General features: G+C 47.5%; 14 protein-coding genes. 13 read left to right on the top strand and 1 reads right to left on the bottom strand.

Annotation, left to right across the window (positions count from 1 at the left end; genetic code table 11):
• Positions 1–206: 206 nt before the first annotated feature.
• Positions 207–2,219, bottom strand: coding sequence for an HAD-IA family hydrolase (locus DXD65_RS05490; RefSeq protein ID WP_117887404.1), 2,013 nt, complete (start codon positions 2,217–2,219; stop codon positions 207–209).
• A 173-nt stretch (positions 2,220–2,392) separates the two neighbouring features.
• Here DXD65_RS05490 and DXD65_RS05495 point away from each other — a divergent pair, with 173 nt between their 5' ends.
• The 13 genes from DXD65_RS05495 to DXD65_RS05555 all read left to right on the top strand — a co-directional run bounded on the left by DXD65_RS05495 (position 2,393) and on the right by DXD65_RS05555 (position 25,387).
• Positions 2,393–4,624 carry a GH92 family glycosyl hydrolase gene (locus tag DXD65_RS05495; protein WP_016272631.1) on the top strand — a complete coding sequence of 744 codons (2,232 nt, stop codon included), beginning with the start codon at positions 2,393–2,395 and terminating at the stop codon, positions 4,622–4,624.
• An 11-nt stretch (positions 4,625–4,635) separates the two neighbouring features.
• A complete protein-coding gene (locus DXD65_RS05500; RefSeq protein WP_005828885.1) occupies positions 4,636–5,229 on the top strand; it encodes an RNA polymerase sigma-70 factor in 594 nt (197 codons plus the stop codon).
• 11 nt (positions 5,230–5,240) lie between these two features.
• On the top strand, positions 5,241–6,230 hold the full coding sequence (locus tag DXD65_RS05505) for a FecR family protein (RefSeq protein WP_005835480.1): 990 nt from the start codon (positions 5,241–5,243) through the stop codon (positions 6,228–6,230).
• Between the two features lie 65 nt (positions 6,231–6,295).
• The gene (locus DXD65_RS05510; RefSeq protein ID WP_005828880.1) at positions 6,296–8,572 is read left to right on the top strand and encodes a GH92 family glycosyl hydrolase; all 2,277 of its coding nucleotides are present in this window, start codon (positions 6,296–6,298) and stop codon (positions 8,570–8,572) included.
• 303 nt (positions 8,573–8,875) lie between these two features.
• Positions 8,876–12,262: a TonB-dependent receptor gene (locus DXD65_RS05515; RefSeq protein WP_035449952.1), complete on the top strand. Its 3,387-nt coding sequence runs from the start codon at positions 8,876–8,878 to the stop codon at positions 12,260–12,262.
• A gap of 11 nt (positions 12,263–12,273) precedes the next feature.
• On the top strand, positions 12,274–13,863 hold the full coding sequence (locus DXD65_RS05520) for a RagB/SusD family nutrient uptake outer membrane protein (RefSeq protein WP_005828876.1): 1,590 nt from the start codon (positions 12,274–12,276) through the stop codon (positions 13,861–13,863).
• A 22-nt stretch (positions 13,864–13,885) separates the two neighbouring features.
• Positions 13,886–14,899, top strand: coding sequence for a glycoside hydrolase family 18 (locus DXD65_RS05525; protein WP_005835485.1), 1,014 nt, complete (start codon positions 13,886–13,888; stop codon positions 14,897–14,899).
• 9 nt (positions 14,900–14,908) lie between these two features.
• A complete protein-coding gene (locus tag DXD65_RS05530) occupies positions 14,909–16,063 on the top strand; it encodes a DUF1735 and LamG domain-containing protein (protein ID WP_117887405.1) in 1,155 nt (384 codons plus the stop codon).
• A gap of 38 nt (positions 16,064–16,101) precedes the next feature.
• A complete protein-coding gene (locus DXD65_RS05535) occupies positions 16,102–18,084 on the top strand; it encodes a BT_3987 domain-containing protein (RefSeq protein WP_044467815.1) in 1,983 nt (660 codons plus the stop codon).
• A gap of 166 nt (positions 18,085–18,250) precedes the next feature.
• Positions 18,251–20,521 carry a GH92 family glycosyl hydrolase gene (locus DXD65_RS05540; RefSeq protein ID WP_005828868.1) on the top strand — a complete coding sequence of 757 codons (2,271 nt, stop codon included), beginning with the start codon at positions 18,251–18,253 and terminating at the stop codon, positions 20,519–20,521.
• A 21-nt stretch (positions 20,522–20,542) separates the two neighbouring features.
• Entirely contained in the window at positions 20,543–21,853 is a 1,311-nt protein-coding gene (locus DXD65_RS05545; protein ID WP_016272635.1) for an MFS transporter, read from the top strand.
• A gap of 23 nt (positions 21,854–21,876) precedes the next feature.
• Complete coding sequence (locus DXD65_RS05550; RefSeq protein WP_009037046.1) at positions 21,877–22,848, top strand: glycoside hydrolase family 130 protein; 972 nt, start codon at positions 21,877–21,879, stop codon at positions 22,846–22,848.
• Between the two features lie 295 nt (positions 22,849–23,143).
• On the top strand, positions 23,144–25,387 hold the full coding sequence (locus tag DXD65_RS05555) for a GH92 family glycosyl hydrolase (RefSeq protein ID WP_009037044.1): 2,244 nt from the start codon (positions 23,144–23,146) through the stop codon (positions 25,385–25,387).
• Positions 25,388–25,400: the final 13 nt, after the last annotated feature.

Genomic DNA, 25,400 nt, shown 5'->3' on the forward strand with positions numbered 1-25,400 from the left:
GTTAGCTCCGTCGGGTGGTCTCTAATCACTTAGAAAGCACTTGGTCGAACCCGGTGCGGAATAATCGGGCACAAAAGTACTCTTTTTATTCTAAATGGACAAATGTTCTTCTGCTTTTTTGTTCTTTTAATGCAGATTGTACTTTTAGCCTATTGGAGAAAAACTGTTTCATCAAAGAAAAACAGTCTGTGTAGGGATGGTTTCTGTTACAAAATGAATTTCAGAACATAGATACCGGCCAGCATCAGCGCCATTACAAGACACGCGAATATGACGAGTAGCACAAGACTGTAAGTCAGCATGAGGATAGTGCGCCAAAAGCTTCTCCACCAGGTGCAGCGGTACAATTGTTTGTAATTCCAACAGAATAGGACGAAAATAAGCCATAAAGGCAGCTCATACAAATCGTCTACCTTTGCGTACCCGTTGAAAGGCAGCACGATGATGCTCAGTAGGAGTATCTGGCAAGCTATGTAGGCTTGTATGAACACATGCTCCGTGGTATTGTAGTTTAACTTATATTTCCGGCGTCGGAAGGCAAGTTGGGTGGCAAGTGCAAACAAAGGCAGTGTGGCAATGATGCGGAATGCCTTGTTTCCGTGTCCCCAGCTCTTCATCAGATTCCATACTTTCATTAGGAAAAGAGAGTTCTGGAAGACTTTTTCCAGTCTGTCTCCCACTTCCGAGGTGTCGTTTACAAATTCATCGATGAGGTCGCCATCATCGCTGTTCTGTTCGGATACCTGTGTGGCAGAAGTGGAGTCGTTCTTCTCTTCCAGTTTGTTCAAGCTTTTCTCCAGGCTTTTTATAGTGATGGCGAGGGCTCGCTTTTCCTCTTTGCTATAGGTTTTCTCCATCTTTTTGGTAAGCTTCTCTTTAGCGGCAATGATTTCTTCTTTGTCTGTCTGCTCTGTCTTTTCCGTCTTTTCTTTTTTGCTTAGGGCTTCCGGGTCTACCAGTTGCACAGCCATGATATAAAGGGCTGCAAGAATGAAGAGTGTCTGGAACGGGCGAAAATACTCTACACGCTTACCACCGATGAAGTCTCTAATCATGTACCCCGGACGGTAGAGGAGTTCCAGAAGGGTACGTCCAAAGCCATTATCTATATTGAAGAAGCCTCCGGCAATGTTTTTAAGCGCGTTACTCAACCGATAGCGTGGAGTGTTACGGCTTTGTCCGCAACGGTTACAGTAGTTGCCGGTATAGGTGGTGCCGCAATTCAGGCAGGTGCAGGTTTCGTTGCCAGCGGGAGGAGTTTTTCTCCCTTGTATCAGCTTGATGTGAAATGCGCGTAAGCGTACTGCGCAGGGGTGCCACCATGAGTCGATGAAAGTTTTTGCTTTGTTGGGTAGTATCCTTCTTTTTTGGAGGATACCCCACAATGTCAGTATGAAAACAACCGGGAAGAAGTTGCTGTCGTCGGTCATGTCCAGCTCTTCAATAGCCAGCCAGAAGAGTGTCACTAGAAGGAGGATTTGCCAGACGCTTATCCTTTTCTGTTTCCGGGGAGAAGTGGCATGCGCGTTTTCCGGCCGGATGGGATTTTCAATCTTGAATATGGAAGGATACTCCTCCTGAACTGCCAGCAGTTCTTCCAAGGTGTTCATTATTTTCCGGTGTGGGTACTTCTCCAATTCTTTGGCAGTGGTTACTCCGTGGGTGACTCCAGCAAAGTCTACTCCGGCCGCTTGGGCTGTTTCCGCATCTACCGTGCTGTCGCCTATATAGAGGGTCTCGGCTTTGCTGACATGTAGCCGCTTAATGGCAAGGAGTAGCCCTTCGGGAGATGGCTTGGCGGCTTTCACGTCTTCACCACCCACGATGATGTCCATAAAATCTTCAGGAAAATGCTGGTCGAGGAGTTCCTTGATGCGGAATCGGTATTTGGTCGAGATGATTCCGATGCGGGCGCCGGAGTCCTTCAGTGCAGTCAGTACGGACTTGGTTTCCAGGAAAAGCACCGTGTTGACAGTCATATGCGTATCGGCCTCTTTTCGGTATTCTGCCTTGAATCCTGCCAGTTGTCCGGCATCTGTCACGCCGGTGAGGATGGAAAAAGAGTCTTCCAGAGTCTTGCCGATAGTACGTTTGATGTCGTCATCCGTCACCTCTGTATATCCGTGACGGGTCAGTACGTTGCGGAAACAAGTGACGATTCCGCGGGAAGAATCAGCAAGCGTATAATCAAAGTCGAAAAGATAGGTCGTGTAATTCATTGTGACTTTTTGTGACAAAGATAGTGTAAAGTATATTTTTACAAAATAAAAAAGAGGATTAATCGGAATTTTGTATTACTTTTGTTTGCATGAATTCTGTAGAAAAGTGACAAGATGTGTAAGTGTTTTATCCGGTTAGGTTGTTATACTATACACGTTAACCCTATAATGTTATGAATTTGATAAAATCTTGTTGTTTGTTTGTGGTCTTTTCATCCTTTCTGGCATGCACCTCGCAGGTGTCGGATGTGAAGAGTGTGTCTTATACAGAGTTTGTGAATCCCTTTATCGGTACAGATTTTACTGGAAACACCTATCCGGGTGCTCAGGCGCCGTTTGGCATGGTGCAGCTCAGTCCTGACAACGGACTGCCGGGCTGGGACCGTATTTCCGGATATTTTTATCCGGACAGTACCATTGCAGGCTTTAGCCATACCCATCTCTCCGGAACCGGCGCTGGTGACTTGTATGACATCTCTTTTATGCCGGTGACATTGCCTTATAAGGAGGCGGAAGCTCCGCTCGGCATTCACTCTTTGTTCTCTCATTCGGAAGAGTCGGCAAGCGCTGGATATTATCAGGTGCGTCTGAAAGATTATAATATAAATGTAGAGTTGACGGCCACCGAGCGTTGTGGCATTCAGCGGTATACTTTCCCAAAAGCCGATGCTGCCGTTTTCCTGAATTTGCGGAAAGCCATGAATTGGGATTTTACCAATGATTCTCACATAGAAGCCGTCGATTCGGTAACGGTGCAAGGTTACCGTTACTCTGACGGTTGGGCACGCGACCAGCGCCTCTACTTCCGTACACGTTTCTCCAAACCGTTTGCTGCGATGCAGCTCGATACAGCTGCCATAGAGAAAGAAGGCAAGCGGATAGGGACATCTGTCATTGCACGATTCGACTTTCAGACTAAGGAAGGAGAACAGATTCTTGTCAGTACTGCCATCTCCGGTGTAAGTATGGAAGGGGCGGCACGTAATCTAGCAGCAGAAGTACCTGATGATGATTTCGACAAATACCTGGCTGCTGTGCAGGATGATTGGAACGAACAATTGTCCCGGATAGAAATAAAATGCGATGACCGCGATGAGAAAGTCAAGTTCTATACAGCTTTATATCATTCGATGATTGCTCCTACCATTTACAGTGATGTGGACGGCGCCTATTACGGTCCCGACAAGCAAGTGCACCGGGTAGAGGGCTGGACAAATTACAGTACTTTCTCCTTGTGGGACACTTACCGTGCGGCTCATCCTCTCTATACTTTTATTGAGCCGGAACGGGTGAATGATATGGTGAAGTCCTTCCTCGCCTTCTTCGAACAGAACGGCCGCCTTCCCGTATGGAATTTTCAGGGGGGCGAGACAGATATGATGATAGGTTACCACTCTGTGCCGGTTATTGTAGATGCCTATCTGAAAGGTATTGGGGACTTCGATGCGAAAAAGGCCTTGGAGGCTTGTGTAGCTACTGCCAATATCGATTCCTATCGTGGCATTGGGTTATATAAGAAATATGGCTATGTTCCTTATAATGTGACAGATCAGTATAATTCGGAAAACTGGTCACTTTCTAAAACACTGGAATATGCATATGATGACTATTGTATAGCCCGTATGGCAGAGAAGCTGGGCGATAAGGAGGTTGCGGACGAGTTTTATAAGCGTTCCCGTAATTACCGGAATGTCTACAATCCGGTAAGTTCTTTCATGCAGCCCCGTGATGACAAGGGAGAGTTTATCCGGAACTTCTCGCCGGACGACTATACTCCGCACATCTGCGAGAGCAACGGCTGGCAATACTTCTGGTCTGTGCAGCAGGATATTGACGGTTTGATAGTTTTGACCGGAGGTAAGGAACGGTTTGCCCAGAAGCTGGACAGTATGTTTACTTACAATCCTTCTGCAGATGATGAGTTGCCTATTTTCAGCACCGGGATGATTGGCCAGTATGCGCATGGAAATGAGCCTAGCCATCACGTCATCTATCTGTTCAATGCTGTGGATCAACCTTGGAAAACCCAGAAATATGCAGCCCGGGTGATGCGTGAACTCTACCTGAACACTCCTGCCGGTTTGTGCGGCAACGAGGATTGCGGACAGATGTCCGCCTGGTATGTGTTCAGTGCGATGGGCTTTTATCCGGTAGACCCGGTTGGTGGAAAATATGAAATCGGTACCCCCCTATATCCGGAAATGAAGATGCACCTGCCCGGTGGAAAGACCTTTACGGTACTGGCGCCGGCGGTGAGCAAGGAAAATTGCTACATTCAATCTGTCAAACTCAACGGTAAGAACTATGACAAAAGTTATATTACGCATGAACAGATAATGGATGGAAGTGTTTTCGAATTTGAAATGGGGGATAAGCCAGGTCAGGCATGGTACAGTCCCCGATAACCGGCTAACATATGAATGAACATTTCGACTTGACATATAAATCCCTTTTCCGCAGGTATTATACCAACCTGCTGTTCTATGCCACACGCATTGTGGGGGAAGAAGATGCGGAAGATGTGGTACAGGATGTTTTCGTGGAGCTGTGGAAGCGGAAAGATACCATGAAGGTGGGAGAGCAGATTCAGGCTTTTCTGTATAGGGCGGTGTATACCCGTGCCTTGAACGTTCTGAAGCATCGGGACATTGTGAGTGGCTATGAGGCTGTCATGCTCGAAATCCATAAAAAGAGGGTTGAGTTCTATCAACCTGACAGCAATGATGTGGTGAAACGGATAGAGGATGCCGAACTCAGGAGGAAGCTGTCCGATGCCATCAATGAATTGCCGGACAAGTGCCGGATGGTATTCAAACTCAGCTATCTGCATGATATGAAGAATAAGGAGATAGCTGATACAATGGGAGTGTCATTGCGTACGGTGGAGGCCCACATGTACAAAGCTTTGAAGTTGCTGCGTGATAAACTGGGGTATCTGAACCTGATGTTGGCTCTGTTTTTCATCGGGAAAGTAAGTGTTTTTGCGAGCAGCGTTGTTTTATTATCATAATGAAGGAAAGAATGAATAAGTTGAATGAGGAGATATTGGCCAAGTTCCTTATGGGTGAATGTACGGAAGATGAACTTCGTGAGGTGAACGCCTGGCTGGAAGAGTCGGGTGAGAATGCACGCGAATTGTTCAGGCTGGAGGAGATTTACCACTTGGGGAGACTGGGGGATACTTCGAATACACAAGACATAGAAAAGGCCGAAAAGCGATTGTTTAAAAGGCTGGAACAAGAGAAGACGAAACAATACAAGGTACGGAGGATGGTTGGGTGGATACGGTATGCGGCCGTATTTGTGGGCTTCTTCCTTTTGGGTACTTTCGGCTATCTTTTTTATCAGACTTATAGCCAGCCGGAAACATTACTGGCTGTCACCACTCATGATAAGATTAAGGAACTGAAACTGCCGGATGGAACCAAAGTCTGGCTGAATAAAAACACTACCCTGAAATATCCACATGAGTTTGCAGGGAAGGGAAGAAAGGTTTATCTGGAAGGAGAAGGATATTTTGAGGTGATGAGGAATCCGGAAAAACCGTTTGTCGTACAGAGTGAGGTCATGCAGGTCAGAGTATTGGGAACTGTTTTCAACCTCAAGTCTGACAAGGCTAAGATGTCTGCAGTAGCTACCCTTTTGAAAGGCGAAGTAGAGGTGAAAGGTAATCATGGCGAGGGTATGATTATCCTTGCCCCCGGACAGAAAGCCGAGCTGAACGGAATGACTAGGCGTCTGGTGGTGAAGCAGGTGGATACGGGAATCGAAAACTGGCACAATAATGAGTTTGTCTTTGAGAAGGCTGACCTATACACCATTGCGCGTACATTGGAGAATTCGTATGGGGTGAGGGTAATTCTGGCACCGAACATAGATGTAAGCAAGACTTACTCGGGTACACTGAAGAAAAAAGAGAGTGTAGGGGCTGTGCTGAATCTGATAAAGAATGCCATTCCATTGGAGTATAAAATTGTGGGGAACAGTGTTTTCCTCTCCTCAATGAAGTAGGAAGGCCGCACAAATTCGAGATATGACGAGAAGAATTTATTTAATACTAACAACTTTCTAATATTATGCGAAAATTAATCCTATTGTTTTTTTTTGTGAGCAGTGCTTTATGGCTGCATGCCAAAGACTTTACCCGGTATGTCAGTCCTCTTGTCGGCACGCAGTCTACTTTCGAGCTTTCCACCGGTAATACCTATCCTGCGATCGCACGTCCCTGGGGTATGAACTTCTGGACTCCTCAGACAGGTAAGATGGGTGACGGCTGGCAATACGTCTATACCGCGAACAAGATCCGTGGTTTCAAGCAGACACACCAGCCCAGTCCCTGGATTAACGACTACGGGCAGTTCTCCATTATGCCGGTGGTTGGCAAACCCGAGTTTGATGAAGAGAAGCGTGCAAGCTGGTTCTCCCACAAGGGCGAAGTAGCACTTCCTCATTATTATAAGGTATATCTTGCCGAACACGATGTGGTTACCGAGTTCACCCCTACCGACCGTGCCGTATTGTTCCGTTTCACTTTCCCTGAAAATGATCATTCATACATTGTTGTCGATGCCTTTGACAAGGGCTCTTATGTGAAGATACTTCCGGAACAGAATCGTATTATCGGTTATACTACCCGTAACAGCGGCGGTGTTCCCGAGAACTTCAAGAACTATTTCGTGATAGAGTTCGACAAGCCTTTTACTTATAAGGCGTCTGTAGCCGATGGCGTCTTGACCGAGAATAAGGTTGAGCAGGAAGCCGGACATGCCGGTGCTGTTATCGGTTTCAAAACCCGTAAGGGTGAAGTGGTACATGCCCGTGTAGCCTCTTCTTTCATCGGTTTTGAGCAGGCTGACCGTAACTTGAAGGAGCTTGGCAATGACAATTTGGAAACACTGGTTCAGAAAGGTCAGGATGCCTGGAACAAGGTGCTGGGCCGTATTGATGTGGAAGGCGGAACCCTTGACCAGTACCGTACTTTCTACTCATGTTTGTATCGTTCCTTGTTGTTCCCGCGTGCATTCTATGAACTGGATGAGGCGGGAAATCCGATTCATTACAGTCCCTACAATGGGCAAGTGTTGCCCGGCTATATGTATACGGATACCGGTTTCTGGGACACTTTCCGCTGTCTTTTCCCATTCCTCAACCTGATGTATCCGTCGGTGAACAGGCAGATTCAGGAAGGTCTTGTCAACACCTATAAGGAAAGCGGTTTCTTCCCCGAATGGGCAAGTCCGGGTCACCGTGGCTGTATGATTGGCAACAACTCTGCTTCCGTACTGGCAGATGCCTATCTGAAAGGTGTGAAGGTGGAGGATGTGCAGACGTTGTACGAAGGTCTCATCAACGGTACAAAGAATGTCCATCCCGAGGTCTCTTCTACGGGTCGCCTCGGCTATGAGTATTACAACAAGCTTGGTTATGTTCCCTACGATGTGAAAATCAACGAGAACACTGCCCGTACTTTGGAGTATGCTTATAATGACTGGTGCATCTACCGCATGGCAAAAGAACTGAACCGTCCGAAGAAGGAGCAGAAACTCTTTGCGGAACGTGCCATGAACTATAGGAATGTATTTGATAAGGAAAGCAAGCTGATGCGTGGTCGTAATCAAGACGGCCAGTTCCAGTCTCCTTTCTCTCCTTTGAAGTGGGGTGACGCCTTTACTGAAGGTAACAGCTGGCACTATTCCTGGTCTGTATTCCACGACCCTCAAGGTCTGATAGACCTGATGGGTGGAAAAGAGTCTTTCGTAGAGATGCTTGACTCTGTATTTATTGTCCCGCCCTTGTTCGATGACAGCTACTACGGCCAGGTAATCCATGAAATCCGTGAGATGACAGTGATGAATATGGGTAACTATGCCCATGGCAACCAGCCCATCCAGCACATGATTTACCTTTATAACTACGCCGGGGAACCTTGGAAGGCCCAATATTGGCTTCGTCAGGTAATGAACCGCATGTATACTGCCGGTCCCGACGGTTATTGCGGTGACGAGGACAACGGTCAGACTTCCGCGTGGTATGTCTTCTCTGCACTTGGTTTCTATCCGGTTTGCCCTGGTACGGACGAGTATGTATTGGGCGCCCCTCTGTTCCGTAAGGCTACCCTCCATTTCGAGAACGGTAAGTCCCTGACAATTGACGCTCCGGATAACTCACCGGAGAACATGTATATCGAGTCTCTCAAGGTGAACGGCGTGGATTATTCCAGGAATTATCTGACGCATGGCGATTTGCTGAATGGCGGTACCTTGAGGTTTGATATGGGCAGCCAGCCTAATATGAAGAGAGGTACGCAGCCGGAAGATTATCCTTATTCTTTCTCGAATGAACTGAAGAAGTAAAGAATAGTAATAATATAGTAAGAAAAGGGTTGCCTCGAAAATAAGTTGATATATCATTTTGTTATTTACTATCTGTATTATAGGTGTTTTTCTTGAATCAGGTGGAAATAATTATTTGCTTCGTTAGTAATATTGAGCAAAATGATATATCAACTTGTTTTCGGGGTAACTCTTTTTTTTAGGATTAATGATAAAAAAGATACTTTTTCAGTAAGTGTATTTTCATTGTCTGTTGTTTTATATAGGAATGCGAGAGAATGAATCTCTCGAAGTAATTTATTGTATAACCTATAAATTGTGTTTATGAAAGACAATTATGCTTTTCGGAGTTCGACGTTCATGCGGGCTTTATTAGTTTTGTTGTTCATGGCAGTTTCTATCCAGTGGGGCTTTGCCCAGTTAAACCTGAATGTGTCTCGCGGCACATTGGGGACAGTCATTGAACAAATCAAGTCTCAATCCAAGTATCAATTTTTTTATGACGACAAACTGGCTGCGTTGCCGGTAGAAAACGTCAAAGTGAACAATGCGTCTATAGAAGATGCTTTGAATGTTATTCTCAAAGGGAAAGACATTTCCTATAAAGTGGAGGATAACATCGTTTATCTTTCTGAAAAGTCTGCTGCTCCTCAAGAGGGCAACCAACAAGGGAAAGAACGGACGATTACCGGAGTCGTGTCAGATGACATGGGACCTCTGATTGGTGTGAATGTATTGATAAAAGGTACCAGCAACGGGTGTATTACCGACCTCGACGGTAACTTTACGCTGACCACTACGGAGGCGAATCCGGTGATTGTATTCTCTTATATCGGTTATACTACGCAGGAAATCCCCGTGAAAGGTAATGCGCCGATTAATGTAATGATGGCCGGAGATACCCAACAGCTTGAAGAAGTTGTGGTTACTGCACTCGGTATCAAGCGTTCGGAAAAGGCATTGTCCTACAATGTACAGCAGGTGAATACAGATGCCATTACTTCCAATAAAGATGCCAACTTTGTGAACTCATTGAGTGGTAAGGTAGCGGGTGTGAACATCAATGCTTCTTCATCCGGTGTAGGTGGTGTATCAAAGGTAGTGATGCGTGGTACGAAATCTATCATGCAGTCTTCCAATGCACTTTATGTAATTGACGGTGTGCCTATTTTCTCTGGCCGTGGTACTGCCGGAGGTAAGGAGTTCGACTCCCAGGGATCTTCAGAACCGATTGCCGATATCAACCCGGAAGACATCGAGTCAATGTCAGTCCTGACTGGTGCCGCCGCTGCTGCCTTGTATGGTTCGGAAGCTGCCAACGGTGCCATTGTCATTACTACAAAGAAAGGTAAAGAAGGTAAGGTGAGCCTTACTGTCAGCAGTAATACTGAATTCACCAATCCGTTTGTGATGCCGAGCTTCCAAAACCGTTACGGTACGGGAACCGGTGGTGTGATGAGCACTTCAGGAGCCATGAGCTGGGGAGCGCCTTTGTCTGCAGCCAATAACTACAATTACAGCCCGAGAGATGATTATTTCCAGACGGGTATTGTAGGAACAGAGAGCATTTCTTTGTCAACCGGTACAGAGAAAAACCAGACGTATGCATCGGCTGCTGCTGTAAACTCCAAGGGTATTGTTCCCAACAACAAATACAACCGTTACAACTTTACGGTACGTAACACCACTACTTTCCTGGACGACAAGATGACTCTGGATTTCGGTGCAAGCTATATTCTGCAGAATGACCAGAACATGACGAACCAGGGTACTTACAACAACCCGTTGGTGGGTGCTTATTTGTTCCCGCGCAGCAACGACTGGTCTGATATCAGCATGTATGAGCGCTATGACGCTGCCCGTAAAATTTATACGCAATACTGGCCGGTAGGTGACGAAGGTATGGTAATGCAGAATCCTTATTGGATTAACTACCGCAATCTGCGCCAGAACAAGAAGGACCGCTATATGCTGAATGCCGGTTTGAGCTATAAGATTCTGGACTGGCTGACTGTTTCAGGACGTGTACGTTTGGATAACTCCAACAATGATTATACAGAAAAGTTCTATGCTTCTACCAATACACAGCTCACCGAGAGCTCTTCACGAGGTCTTTATGGTATTACCAAGACGCAGGACAAACAGTTGTATGCAGACTTCCTGGTGAGTATCAACAAATATTTCGGTGAAGATTGGTCACTCCAGGCCAACGTCGGTGGTTCATTCTCCGATATACGTTCGGATGCAATGAAAACACGTGGTCCGATTGCTGATGGTGGCGATGCCTTCAGCGGCGAACCGGTAGGTTTGACCAACTACTTTGCCATCCAGAACCTGAGTGCCAGCAAGACACAGCGTTTGCAGGAAGGATGGCGTGAACAGACCCAGTCTCTCTTCGCTTCGGCTGAGCTTGGTTACAAGAACACTTACTTCTTGACGCTGACCGGACGTAACGACTGGCCTTCACAGCTGGCAGGTCCCAACTCCAACAGCAAATCATTCTTCTATCCTTCAGTCGGTGGTTCTGTTGTACTGTCTGAGCTAATGCCTAACTTGAACAAAGATTATCTTTCTTTTATAAAGGTTCGTGGTTCATGGGCATCTGTTGGTAGTGCTTTCTCCAGATATTTGGCTAATCCTCACTATGAATGGAATTCAAGTTCCGGCCAGTGGAGTATCACGACCCAATATCCGTTGTACAATTTGAAACCTGAACGTACCAATTCTTGGGAAATCGGTTTGAACATGCGTTTCCTCAAGAACTTTGAATTGGACGTGACATATTACAATGCCAAGACTATGAACCAGACATTCAACCCGCAGTTGCCTGTCAGCGGTTGGTCGGCTATGTATATCCAGACTGGTGCCGTACGTAACTCCGGTATTGAGTTGTCGCTGAATTACAAGAATACCTGGAAAGATTTTACATGGGATACCGGTATAACCTTCTCCAGTAACAAGAATAAAATCCTGACTTTGGCAGACAATGCCATCAATCCCGTTACCGGTGAGCTGTTCTCTTTGAGCACGTTGAATATGGGTGGCTTAGGTGATGCCCGCTTCTTGCTGAAAGAAGGTGGGAGCATGGGTGACCTTTACTCACTGCGAGATATGAAACGTGATGCCAATGGACAGATTTTTGTGGACCAAAATGGAACGGTTGCTACGGAAGCCATAACGGACCCGGATAAATACATCAAGTTGGGAAGCGTACTTCCTAAAGGTAATTTGGCTTGGCGTAATAACTTCATTTGGAAGAATTTCACAGCAGGTTTCTTGATTTCAGCCCGTTTGGGTGGTGTGGTTTACTCACGTACACAAGCTATGTTGGACTATTACGGTGTGTCCGAGGCTTCTGCCGATGCACGTGATTTAGGTTACGTGTTGGTGAATGGTAGAGATAAGGTAAACCCCGAAACATGGTACGGTGTAGTAGGTAGCGGCACGTCTGTTCCCCAATACTACACTTATTCTGCTACCAATGTTCGTCTGCAGGAAGTATCTTTGGGTTACACCATCCCCAGAAAGTTGTTGAATGATGTGTGCGATATCAAGGTTTCGTTGGTAGGCCGCAACTTGTGGATGATTTACAGCAAGGCTCCTTTCGATCCCGAAAGTGTAGCTTCTACCGATAACTTTTATCAGGGAATAGACTATTTCATGATGCCGGCTTTGCGTAACATCGGCTTTAGCTTGAGCTTTAAATTTTAATACCAAACGATATGAAAAAGAAAAATATTATAAATAAATTGATTGTTGCTCCGTTGGTTATGGGCTTTATGTCCTGTACCGGCAATTATATGGATATCAACTCCAATCCTTATCAACCGGGTGATTTGACTCCGGATGATTATGCACTGGGTTCTGCCATGAGTAACTTGGCAAGTACGGTTATCTCATCAGATGTCAATACGGCACAGTTTACTGATTGTTTGTTGGGTGGACCGTTGGGAGGTTATTTTGCCGATTCAAATGCCGGCTGGTCCAATACAATATCCAATTTTAATGCTACAAATGACTGGACGCGTGTGTTCTTGATAAGTGACCGTATCATTTCAACACTTTACGGTAACTTGAGCACAGTGAAACAAGTATCGGAGAATACCAATAATCCGGTTCCTTATGCCATTGCTCAAATCATAAAGGTTGCTGCCATGAGTCGCGTGACTGATGCGTATGGTCCTATTCCTTATTCTAAAATCGGTCAGGATGGCAAGATTACCATTCCTTATGATACGCAGGAAGAAGTATATAACGCATTCTTCAAGGAACTGGACGAATCCATCGAGGTGCTGACTGAAAACAGAAATGCGGCGTTGGTTGCTTCTGCAGATTTCGTGTACAGTGGTAATGTACAGAAGTGGGTGAAGTTTGCCAATTCATTGAAACTGCGTTTGGCTATCCGTATTGCCAATGTAAGCCCTGCTAAGGCTAAAGAAATGGCTGAAAGTGCAGTGAATCACGAGTTGGGTCTGATTGAAACAAATGCAGACAATGCTACATGGAAGTATTTCGGTACAATTAGCAATCCGTTGTTTGTGGCAGTACGTTACAATGAAGAAGCTTCAGGTGGTGATACCCATCCTGCTGCCGACATCATCTGCTACATGAACGGTTACAACGACAATCGTCGTGCCAGCTATTTTGAGGAATCAAAATGGCCTGGAGAGACTTATGTAGGATTACGTCGCGGTATCAACCTCAGTAAGATGAAGGAGTATTTCATCAATTATTCACGTGTGAAGATTTCCTCTTCTGATCCCGTGCTTTGGATGAATGCGGCAGAAGTTGCTTTTTTGCGTGCTGAAGCCACTGCAATCTATGGTTTCAACATGAAAGGAACCGCTGCTGATTTTTATGAACAAGGTGTCCGTCTCTCTTTCGAACAGTGGGGAGCTACCGGTGTAGACAGCTATCTGGCTGATGAAAGCAGTGTACCTGCTCTTTACAAAGATCCCGCCGGTCTTAATACTTATGAAAAGAACCTTTCAGCCATTACTGTCAAGTGGAATGAAGGGGCATCCAAGGAAGAAAAACAGGAACGTATCATTACCCAGAAGTGGATTGCGAATTGGCCGTTAGGTAACGAAGCTTGGGCTGACTATCGCCGTACAGGCTATCCCAAACTGTTGCCTGCAACCAGTGAAGGTAACTTGAGTGGTGGAATTGTTGATAGCGAGAAAGGTGCACGCCGTATGCCTTATCCTTCTGAAGAATATACAAGTAATACTGAAAACGTGCAAGAGGCAGTAAACAGCTATCTGGGTGGACCGGACAACATGGCTACTGACGTATGGTGGGCACGCAAATAATAACAATAAATGCTGAATAATTATGAAATTATATAAGAAATCATTCAAAGGAATCGCGCTGGCAGCTTTTTCCGTATTGGCATTGTCTGCCTGCTCCGACTGGACGGATTCAGAGAGTATTAAACTGAAAGAACCCGGAATCGACGAACAGTCTCCCGAACTGTATGCCAAGTATCTGAAGAACTTGCAGGAATACAAGAATTCTGACCATAAGATTGTATACGGCTGGTTTGATAATAGTGAGAAAGTTCCTTTCAGCCGCGGGCAGCACATGTCGGATGTTCCCGACAGCCTGGACGTAATTATCGCAACTACTCCCGATTTGGCGGAATTCGAATTGGAAGATATTGCAAATGTACATGAGAAGGGAACGAAAGTATTCTATTCCATCAGCTATGACAATATCTTGAAGGAACATACCGACAAGGTGAAAGAAGGAACAGAAACATCTGCATTCTCGGCTTATCTGTCGGCTGAGCTGAACAGACTGATAGCTCTTGAAGCACCTTTCGACGGTATTGTAGCCGAGTATCGTGGTAGCAATCCTATCTACATGTCCGAAGCCGACAAGGCTGAAGCAAAGGCAAATCAGGATACTTTCTTCGGTGTGATATCCAACTGGAAGAGTGCCAATTCAGGTAAGCAACTGGTGTTCCAGGGGTATCCTGCCAACCTGATAGGCCAGTCTGTGCTCTCTTCTTGTGACCATATCATCTTGATTACAAATGATGTCACGGATGTTGCCCAACTGGGGATAGAAGCGCTTCAGGCCTTGATGGCAGACGGTGTTCCGGCTGACCGCTTCATTGTATCGGCATCTACCGTCTCTCTGGATACAACAGATAAGACTACCGGATATTACAATGCTTTGAGAGCTCTGTCGGAAGCTGCTTATTGGGTGACAGAACCGTCTGCAGAGTTTACAAAAGCTGGTCTGGCTATTGAGAACATGCAGAATGATTATTACAATGCTACCAATACCTATCAATACGTGAGAGAAGCTATCAATATTATGAATCCTGCTCCTAAAAAATAAAAGAATATCATGAAACTGAAAAGTATATATTTAGTATCGATGGCATTATTGGCAGGTGTATTTGCTGCTTGTAATGATAATGACGTTGAGAATTTCGATAATCAGGTGTATATCAACGGCTCGGCGATGACCAGTACTGTGTTGTTGAAAAACACTGTTTCCGATACGGAAGGTTCATTCCGGATTTCAATGGCCCGTCCTGAATCGCAGGATATAACTATTGCCTTGAAGGCGGACCCTTCACTGGTAGCTACTTATAACGCTACCTATTATGACACAGCCGAGGCTCTGCCGGAAAACTATTATACGGTAGAAACTCCGCAGGCTACCATTTTGGCCGGTGCTGTCATTTCAGACGACATCACTGTCAGCTTCAAGAACTTGACGGAGCTGGACCGTGAGAAGGTATATGTATTGCCGGTTACGGTAGACCAGGCAAGCATCGGAGTCTTGAAGAGCTCCGGTACCATGTACTACGTGCTGAAGGGTGCCGCATTGATTAATACGGTTCCTGATATTACCAAGAATCTGGTTTACGTAACTTGGACCAATCCAGATGTAGCCAATAATATGAATAAGCTGACGGCAGAAGCGTTGATTCGTGTAAGCAAGTTTGACAAGATGCTGACTTCCATTATGGGTATCGAAGGTAAGTTCCTGCTCCGCATCGGTGATGCCGGAATTCCTCAAAACCAGTTGCAGGTGGCTACAAGTAGCGGCAATGTGACCGATGAGAGTCTGGTTATTCCGACAAACGAATGGACACATATCGCTGTGACCTACGATGCGGATGCAAGAACAGTTATAATCTACATCAATGGTAAGAATATGCTGGAGACTACTTTGGACTGCGGAGTCGTGAACTGGGGCCAGACCATGACCGATGAAGGTAACGGATTCTGGATTGGCCATTCATACAATCGTGACCGTTGGTTGGAAGGTAATATCTCAGAGGTGCGTATCTGGAACAAGGTGTTGACATCAGCAGAAATCAATGCAAAGGACCACTTCTACCAGGTAGAGCCGGATGCTGACGGACTGGTTTCTTACTGGAAGTTCGATGAGGGCGCCGGTACTGCCATTCACGATTATAGCGGAAATGAGAACAATGCTACTGCAGTGGAATCATTGACTTGGACTGCTGTGGAACTGCCCGCTAAATAATTTAGTTATACCTTAATTCAAATAAAAAGATATTGATTATGAAATATATGAATCATGTAAAATCAGGCTTGCTGGCAATGGCTTTTGCATGTGCAGGAATATGCTTCACCGGTTGTGAAGATGATGTTGTCATCAACACCGGCAACAGTGACAAGCTGGATACTGTGGATGGCGTGTATGGCTATGTAAAGTCTGCCGCCGGTGCACGTGAACTTACTCCGATTTCTGTTTTTGGCGACAAGGTTGCTACCGGACATCTCTATTTTGAACTGAGCAAAGCTGCAGAGCAGGATGTTACGGTGACCTTCAAAGTGGACGAAGACGTTTTGGAGGCTTACAATAAGAAGAATGGAACAAGCTATAAAATGTATCCCGCCGATAAGCTGAGCCTGGCGAACGGTGGAACTGCCACTATCAAGGCGGGCGAACAGAAGTCGGCTTCTGTGGAACTGAATATCAATGCCGGAGGCACAATCGGACAGACTTATGCTGTTGCCGTTTCTGCATCTGCCAATAACGGTGTGGAAGTTTCTACAAACAATCAGGAATATATTTACTTGGTAAAGCCTTTGGCTGCTATTCCTGAGAGTATCAGTAAGGGTGATATACTTACACATTGCTTTGTGGAAGTAAATGACGAGAACATCTTGAATATGGGTGAATATACCATGAAGAGCAACGGAAAGCCTTTCTTTGATGTAGTCAGCATTTTTGCTGCCAACATCAATGTGGATAGCAAGACCGGTCGCGTACATGTTTTCTGCAATGACCAGGTTTCCTTCTTGCTGAGAAATGCGGATAAGTTCATCCGTCCTTTGCAGGCTAAGGGCATTAAGGTGGCTATGACTATTCTTGGCAACCATGACGAGGCTGGTATGGGTAACCTTTCGGAAGCTGCTGCCAAAGACTTTGCCAAGGAACTGAAAGCCTACTTGGATATTTATGGTTTGGATGGTATTGACTTTGATGATGAGTACACCAGCTACAACAACTCCAATCCCAGCCCCGGCTTCGAAACACGCTCACGTGCCAACTTCGCGCGTTTGGTTTATGAGTGCCGCCAGGTATTTGGCAACAAGTTGATTGGTGTGTATGAATATGGTTCGCTCGACTCTCCAGACGGTGAGGTAGAGGGTATGAAGGTAGGTGACATTGTGGACTATATGACCTACGGTTACTACCAGAATCAGAATCCCGAGGGAGCCTTTGGCCGTGAAGAGTCTCATTTTGAGAACCTGCCCAAATCCAAGTATGCTCCGCTGCCTTGGAAGATTAATGATGAGTTGAACGGAGGTTGGAGTGGATTTGACAAGAGCAAATTCCAGAAAGTGAAAGATGAAGGTTATGGCATTCAGATGTTCTACAATCCCAAACCGCTGGTGTATCAGTATTATACGTTGCTTTCGGAAATAAGTAAAGTACTTTTTGATGATGAAGTGGAGTGGAGCGGCAAGTACTGGAGCCGTATCGGTGAAGCTTATCAGGGCAAAATGTTGGGTTATGAAGATTTGGTCGGCGAGTGGAAAGTAACTTCCAGTAACTCTCTCTTTACCTATGTGGATGAAGAAGGCAATCCTCGCTGGTGGGATTGGAAAGGCAGTCAGGAGTTTGAGAAGAATGTAATTATAGAGAAGGATGAAGAAGGTACCGGATATGTGGTTTACAACTGGGGTACTTTCCCCGAAATCACCGGTAAGTATCCGATGCATTGCGATTACTATAACGGTGCACTGCTCATCTATCCGCAAACCATTCATGAGGGCGATGCTGAAGACCCTGCTACCTACAAGATGCATTTCGGTACTTACAGCAAGAATTTCCAGTGGAAAGCATATCCTAACTATGATGATTACTATATGGATGGTGCTATTGCTCCTAACGGTGATATGCATATCTATGGCTTAGGCAACAGATGGGCTATCAATCCCTATAAGTATGTAGGCGGTGAGATTGAGACCGACATCTTCCCCGATGTTCCTTACTTCGTGAGTGAGAACTATACGATGAAGAAGGTACGCTGATGCCGTGTTTTCCGTAAACTGAGGTTTCGGAAAACGGATGCTTGAACCTTTTCATACATGAAACAAAGGAGGGCTTTGCTCAAAGTAATAGGGCGGCCCTCCTCAAGCATTCTCATATAACAAGATTCTATTATGAAGCTATACACCTACTTATACAATAAACAATATGAAGAAAAACATGAAATCTAGTTCCATACTGTTGGGCGGACTTTTTCTGCTGGGGGCGGTTTGCAGCTGTACCCAGACGGCACCGGACTATGCGTCTTACGTCAATCCGTTCATCGGTACGGGTGGACATGGGCATACCTATCCCGGAGCGGTAGTTCCCAACGGGATGATTCAGCCCAGCCCCGACACGCGTATCTACGAGTGGGATGCCTGCTCCGGATATTACTATGCAGATACTACTATCAACGGATTTTCACATACCCACGTCAGCGGTACGGGTTGTGCCGATTACGGGGATGTGCTGCTGATGCCCACTGTAGGTCGGCAGGATTACCACTCCATGGGCTCGAAGAGCCAGCAGATGGCGTACGCCTCTGCCTTTTCCCACGAGAATGAAACAGCCGAACCGGGATATTATTCCGTATTTTTGGACCGCTACGGGGTGAAAGCCGAACTGACCTCTACCAAACGTGCGGCGATTCATCGCTATACCTTCCCGAAAGCGGAAGATGCAGGTTTTATCCTCGACCTGGATTACAGTATCCAGCGCCAGAAGAATGAACAGATGGAGCTGGAAGTAATCAGCGATACTGAAATCCGTGGACGCAAGAAGACTGTATATTGGGCTTTCGACCAGTATATCAACTTCTATGCCAAGTTCTCCAAACCATTCACCTATACGCTGGTCACGGACTCCATGGCATTGGACGAAGGCGGTCCGCTTCTGCCTACAGCTAAAGCTTTACTGCAATTCCAGACGGAGCCCAATGAGGAGGTATTGGTAAAGGTAGGTGTGTCTGCCGTGGATATGGACGGTGCCCGCAAGAATGTGGAAGCCGAAATCTCCGGATGGGATTTTGACGGTGTGCGCCGTGCTGCCCGCCAGCAGTGGAACACTTATCTTTCCAAGATTGACATCGATACGAAGGACAACGACCAGCGTACCATGTTCTACACGGCACTTTACCACACGGGTATGCAGCCCAACTTGTTTACCGATGCTGACGGACGTTACTTTGGTATGGACTTGAAGCCCCATCAAGGCAGGGTGGACGAGCCTATCTACACCATTTTCTCTTTATGGGACACTTTCCGTGCCTATCATCCGCTGATGACGATTATTGATCCTGAACTGAACGAGGCTTTCATCCGTTCGCTCATCCAGAAGTCCCGCGAGGGCGGCGTCCTGCCTATGTGGGAACTGGCCGGAAACTATACGGGTACCATGATTGGTTATCATGCAGCCTCCCTCATAGCGGATTCTTATGTAAAGGGATACCGTAACTTCGACGTGCAGGAGGCTTACAAGGCTTGCCTCCGTACGGCAGAATACGATACGACGGGTATTATCACCCATCCTTTGGTTGTGCCGCATCTGATGCCGCAGGCCAAGTACTGGAAGAACAAGATTGGCTACGTGCCTTGCGATAAAGACAATGAATCTGTGGCTAAAGCTTTGGAATATGCTTACGATGACTGGTGTATCTCCGTACTGGCAGGTGCCTTGGACGACGAAGCCAACCGCGATAAGTATGCGGCCTTTGCCGAGGGATATAAAGTTTATTTCGATCCGAGTACCCGCTTCATGCGCGGACTGGACAGTGAGGGCAACTGGCGTACGCCTTTCAACCCCCGCGCTTCCAATCACCGTAATGATGACTATTGCGAAGGTACGGCATGGCAGTGGACTTGGTTCGTTCCCCACGATGTGGACGGACTGGTGGAACTGATGGGAGGACGCGACGCCTTCATCGGCAAGTTGGATTCTCTGTTCACGGCCGATTCCAAGCTGGAAGGTGAATCGACCTCGGTGGATATTTCCGGTCTGATAGGCCAGTATGCCCACGGCAATGAGCCAAGCCATCACATTGCCCATCTCTACAACTACGTAGGCCAGCCCTGGCGTACGCAGGAGATTGTGGATGAGGTGCTGCATACGCTTTACTTCAACAACCCCGACGGACTTTCGGGCAATGAAGACTGTGGACAGATGTCTGCATGGTACATTCTGAATGCGATGGGCTTCTATCAGGTATGCCCCGGCAAGCCGGTATATTCCATCGGACGCCCGCTGTTCAACGAGGCGACCGTTCATCTGAAAGACGGCAAGTCGTTCAAGGTGATAGCCCACAACAACAGCCGCGACAACAAGTATGTGCGGAGCATTGTGCTGAACGGCAATAAGTTGGAGACTCCATTCTTCACGCATCAGGATATAGTGGACGGCGGTACGCTGGAGCTGACTATGGGCAGTGAACCGTTGAAGTGACACAGATAATATACAGAAGGGATGAGCCGAAAAAATCATAATCCTATATCGTGGGTCCCCACCGTATATTTTGCCATGGGATTGCCGTTTGTGGTGCTGAACATGGTTTCTGTGTTGATGTTCAAGGGGCTGGGTATCGGTGACGCGCAGATTGCTCTGTGGACGTCGCTCATCATGATGCCCTGGACGCTGAAGTTCCTTTGGAGTCCGTTCCTTGAAATGTTCAAGACGAAGAAGTTTTTCGTGGTACTGACGCAGATGGTTACCGGAGCAGGTTTTGCTCTGGTGGCTTTGGCGTTGCAGTTACCGTTCTTTTTTGCGATATGCATTGCGCTGCTGGCAGTGATTGCTTTCAGCGGAGCCACGCACGATGTGGCTACGGATGGTGTCTACATGTCGGAACTGAACAAGCAGGACCAGGCCAAGTATATCGGTTGGCAGGGAGCCTTCTACAATATAGCGAAGATTGTGGCGTCCGGCGGGTTGGTCTGGCTGGCAGGTGCCTTGCTGGTAGGTTTCGGTGGGGTGGAGGGTGCCACAGAGGCAGTCCGCCACGAGGCTACCCGGCATGCATGGATGACGGTGATGCTGATATTGGCGGCGGTGATGCTGCTGCTTGGCTTCTACCACATGCGCATGCTGCCATCGGGCGGTGCTGCCGCATCCGGCGCCAAGTCGGCAAGAGAGACGTGGGAGCAGTTGGTGGCGGTAATCAAGGATTTCTTCTTGAAGAAGCACATCTGGTACTATATAGCGTTCATTATCCTTTATCGCCTTGCCGAGGGTTTTGTCATGAAGATTGTCCCTCTTTTCTTGAAGGCGGAGCGTTCGGCAGGTGGCTTGGGACTGAATGAGCAGCAGATAGGTTTGTACTACGGCACTTATGGGGCGGCAGCCTTTGTGCTGGGGTCACTGTTGGCAGGCTATTACATTTCGCACCGGGGATTGCGGCGGACGCTGTTCTCTCTGTGCTGCATCTTCAATCTGCCTTTTGTGGCGTATACCCTGCTTGCCATGTACCAGCCGGAAAGCGGGTTGCTGATAGGTAGTGCCATCGTGCTCGAGTACTTCGGTTATGGTTTTGGTTTTGTGGGACTGACTTTGTTCATGATGCAGCAGGTGGCGCCGGGAAAGCACCAGATGGCACATTATGCCTTTGCTTCGGGCATCATGAATCTGGGTGTGATGTTGCCGGGCACAATCAGCGGTTTTGTCAGCGACTGGTTGGGGTACGAGGCGTTCTTTACCTTCACGCTGTTTGCCACCATTCCGGCGTTCCTCATTACGTACTTCATACCATTTACGTATGCCGATGAGAAGAAACAACAATAACCAATTAATAATATAGAGCAATTATGAGCAACAAAATCACAATGCCTTGGGAAGAACGGCCGGCAGGCTGTAAGGATGTAATGTGGCGTTATTCGGAGAATCCCGTAATAGACCGCTACCATATTCCGTCGTCGAACAGCATTTTCAACAGTGCGGTGGTTCCGTTTAAGGATGGTTATGCCGGTGTGTTCCGTTGTGACAACCGGGCGGTGCAGATGAATATCTTTGCCGGTTTCAGCAAGGACGGCATCCACTGGGAAATAGAGCATGAGCCAATCAAGTTCAAGGCCGGGAATACGGACATGATAGAGTCCGAATATAAATACGATCCGCGCGTGACATGGATTGAGGACCGCTACTGGATTACGTGGTGCAACGGCTACTACGGCCCCACCATCGGCATCGGCTATACTTTCGATTTCAAAGAGTTCTTCCAGTGCGAGAATGCTTTCTTGCCTTTCAACCGCAACGGTGTGTTGTTGCCTCAGAAGTTCGATGGCAAATATGCGCTCTTGAGCCGTCCCAGCGATAGCGGACATACTCCTTTTGGCGACATCTACATTAGCTTCAGCCCTGACATGAAATTCTGGGGCGAACACCGCCATGTGATGGCTCCTACGCCTTTCCCCGAAAGTGCCTGGCAGTGTACCAAGATAGGGGCAGGTTCGGTACCGTTCCTCACGGACGAGGGTTGGCTGATGTTCTATCATGGCGTGATAACCACTTGTAACGGTTTCCGTTACTCCATGGGAGCAGCTATTCTGGATAAGGACAATCCTGCCAAGTTGCTCTACCGCACCCGTGAGTATCTGCTTGCGCCGGCTGCTCCATACGAACTGGCAGGCGATGTACCCAATGTGGTGTTCCCTTGCGCAGCATTGCAGGATGGAGAACGTGTAGCTGTATACTACGGTGCAGCCGATACGGTAGTGGGGCTTGCTTTTGGCTATATCCGCGAGATTCTGGAGTTCACGAAGCGCACAAGTATTTTGTAAGCACCAAGCAGTTGGCGGGTGCTTGGTATTGCTGAAAAGCGTCTGCCGTAACTGTCTTATACTTAGTGTAATGTCACTGCAAAGATACTGCATGCTTTTTGCAGTGCTACTGCAAAGCCGTTGCAGCGCCACTGCAAAGCTGATGCAGCGTCACTGCAAAACTGTTGCAGCGCTACTGCAAAGTAGTTTGCAGTGTCACTGCAGACCGTTTGCAATAACTTTGCAGAGTGCATGCAATGACACCGGCATGGGTAGCGTGCTCACTAACTAATAAAGAACAAATCCTTACTATATTATGAAACGACTGATTACTTTCTGTATCATCTCCTTTGGAATGCTCACGGCATCTATGGCTGCGGAGAAGCATCCTGCGGACTATGTGAATCCTTTTGTCGGTACCACCAACTTCGGTACCACGAATCCGGGAGCCGTCTGTCCCAATGGAATGATGTCCGTAGTGCCCTTCAACGTGATGGGTTCGGAGGACAACAAATACGATAAAGATGCCCGCTGGTGGTCTACTCCCTATGAGTATCACAATTGTTTCTTTACCGGATACTCGCATGTCAATTTGAGCGGTGTGGGCTGTCCGGAATTGGGTTCTCTGCTGCTGATGCCCACTACGGGAGAGCTGTCCGTAGATTATAAGGAATATGGAAGCCGCTATAAGGACGAGCAGGCATCCCCCGGATATTACAGCAACTTCCTGACCCGCTACAATGTGAAGACGGAAGTGACGGCAACTCCTCGCACGGGTGTGGCGCGTTTCACCTTTCCTGCCGGGCAGAGCCATGTGCTGCTGAACCTGGGCGAAGGCCTGACCAATGAATCGGGAGCTTTTCTGCGCCAGACGGGTAAATGCGAGTTTGAAGGTATGAAGCTGCTGGGTACTTTCTGCTACAACCCACAAGCCGTTTTTCCCATCTACTTTGTGATGCGTGTCAACAAGCAGCCCGCCGCTTCGGGCTACTGGAAGAAGCAGCGCCCCATGACCGGTGTAGAGGCCGAATGGGACCCCGATAACGGACGCTACAAACTTTACACCCGCTACCAGAAGGAACTGGCGGGAGATGATATCGGCGCCTATCTTACATTCGATACCGAAGAAGGCGAGCAGGTGGAAGTACAGATGGGAGTCTCTTTTGTGAGCATGGAGAATGCCCGCCTCAATCTGGATACCGAGCAGCAGGGAAAGAACTTCGGTCAAGTGCTGGAAGAAGCCCGTCGCCGCTGGAACGATGACCTCTCGCGCATCCTTGTGGAAGGAGGTACGGAAGAGCAGAAAACCGTTTTTTATACGGCACTCTATCATACGCTGATACATCCCAATATCCTGCAAGATGTGAACGGGGAATATCCCGCTATGGAGAGTGATAAGATTTTGACTACCCAAGGCGACCGTTATACCGTCTTTTCTTTGTGGGACACTTACCGCAATGTGCACCAGCTTCTTACGCTGGTATATCCCGAACGGCAATTGCAGATGGTGCGCTCCATGCTCGACATGTACCGCGAACACGGCTGGCTTCCCAAATGGGAACTCTACGGACGTGAGACGCTGACCATGGAAGGTGACCCTTCCATTCCCGTCATCGTCGACACCTGGCTGAAAGGTCTGCGCGACTTTGATATAGAACTGGCCTACGAAGCCATGCGCAAGGGAGCCACCCTGCCGGGAGCGGAGAATCTGCTCCGACCGGACAATGACGACTACGTGTCATTGGGATATGTGCCCCTGCGGGAGCAGTATGACAATTCCGTTTCACATGCCCTGGAATACTATATTGCCGACAATGCCTTGTCGCGCATAGCCGCTGCGCTTGGCAAGAAGGAGGATGCCCGTCTGTTCCACGAACGTTCGCTGGGCTACAAGCATTATTACTGTAAGGAGTACGGTACTTTCCGTCCTATCCTGCCTAACGGTGAATTCTATGCTCCTTTCGACCCGAGGCAGGGAGAGAACTTTGAGCCGAACCCCGGATTTCACGAAGGTTGTGCCTGGAACTATACTTTCTATGTTCCCCACGATGTGAAAGGGCTTGCCCGGCTCATGGGTGGAAAGAAGCCGTTCGTAGACAAGCTTCAGCGTGTGTTCGACGAAGGACTGTACGACCCTGCCAACGAACCGGACATTGCATACGCCCATCTTTTTTCTTATTTCAAGGGTGAGGAGTGGCGCACGCAGAAAGAGCTGCACCGCCTTTTGCAGAAGTATTTCAAGAATGCCCCCGACGGAATTCCCGGCAATGATGATACCGGAACGATGTCTGCTTGGGCTATCTTCAATATGATGGGCTTTTATCCGGATTGTCCCGGAGAACCGGCTTATACGCTGTCTACTCCGGTATTTGATAAGGTGACCATAAAGCTCGACCCTAAGTATTGGGGACGCGACCAACTGGTGATAGAGACGGAACGCCCGTCGGCAGAGTCGCTTTATATCCGTGAAATGGAACTAGGAGGAAAAAAACTGTCCCGATATCGTATCACTCATGAAGAACTGGTGCAGAGTGGAAAACTGCGATTTAGTCTTCGATAGGTATTGTGAGTCA

This window comes from Bacteroides sp. 4_1_36 (assembly GCF_003466325.1).
Classification (GTDB): Bacteria; Bacteroidota; Bacteroidia; order Bacteroidales; family Bacteroidaceae; genus Bacteroides; species Bacteroides uniformis.

Coding starts and splice junctions, on each gene's coding strand:
- DXD65_RS05500 (WP_005828885.1), top strand. CDS start 4,636: ATGAATGAACATTTCGACTTGACATATAAATCCCTTTTCCGCAGGTAT.
- DXD65_RS05550 (WP_009037046.1), top strand. CDS start 21,877: ATGAGCAACAAAATCACAATGCCTTGGGAAGAACGGCCGGCAGGCTGT.
- DXD65_RS05540 (WP_005828868.1), top strand. CDS start 18,251: ATGAAGAAAAACATGAAATCTAGTTCCATACTGTTGGGCGGACTTTTT.
- DXD65_RS05510 (WP_005828880.1), top strand. CDS start 6,296: ATGCGAAAATTAATCCTATTGTTTTTTTTTGTGAGCAGTGCTTTATGG.
- DXD65_RS05505 (WP_005835480.1), top strand. CDS start 5,241: ATGAATAAGTTGAATGAGGAGATATTGGCCAAGTTCCTTATGGGTGAA.
- DXD65_RS05520 (WP_005828876.1), top strand. CDS start 12,274: ATGAAAAAGAAAAATATTATAAATAAATTGATTGTTGCTCCGTTGGTT.
- DXD65_RS05535 (WP_044467815.1), top strand. CDS start 16,102: ATGAAATATATGAATCATGTAAAATCAGGCTTGCTGGCAATGGCTTTT.
- DXD65_RS05515 (WP_035449952.1), top strand. CDS start 8,876: ATGAAAGACAATTATGCTTTTCGGAGTTCGACGTTCATGCGGGCTTTA.
- DXD65_RS05545 (WP_016272635.1), top strand. CDS start 20,543: ATGAGCCGAAAAAATCATAATCCTATATCGTGGGTCCCCACCGTATAT.
- DXD65_RS05495 (WP_016272631.1), top strand. CDS start 2,393: ATGAATTTGATAAAATCTTGTTGTTTGTTTGTGGTCTTTTCATCCTTT.
- DXD65_RS05530 (WP_117887405.1), top strand. CDS start 14,909: ATGAAACTGAAAAGTATATATTTAGTATCGATGGCATTATTGGCAGGT.
- DXD65_RS05525 (WP_005835485.1), top strand. CDS start 13,886: ATGAAATTATATAAGAAATCATTCAAAGGAATCGCGCTGGCAGCTTTT.
- DXD65_RS05555 (WP_009037044.1), top strand. CDS start 23,144: ATGAAACGACTGATTACTTTCTGTATCATCTCCTTTGGAATGCTCACG.
- DXD65_RS05490 (WP_117887404.1), bottom strand. CDS start 2,219: ATGAATTACACGACCTATCTTTTCGACTTTGATTATACGCTTGCTGAT.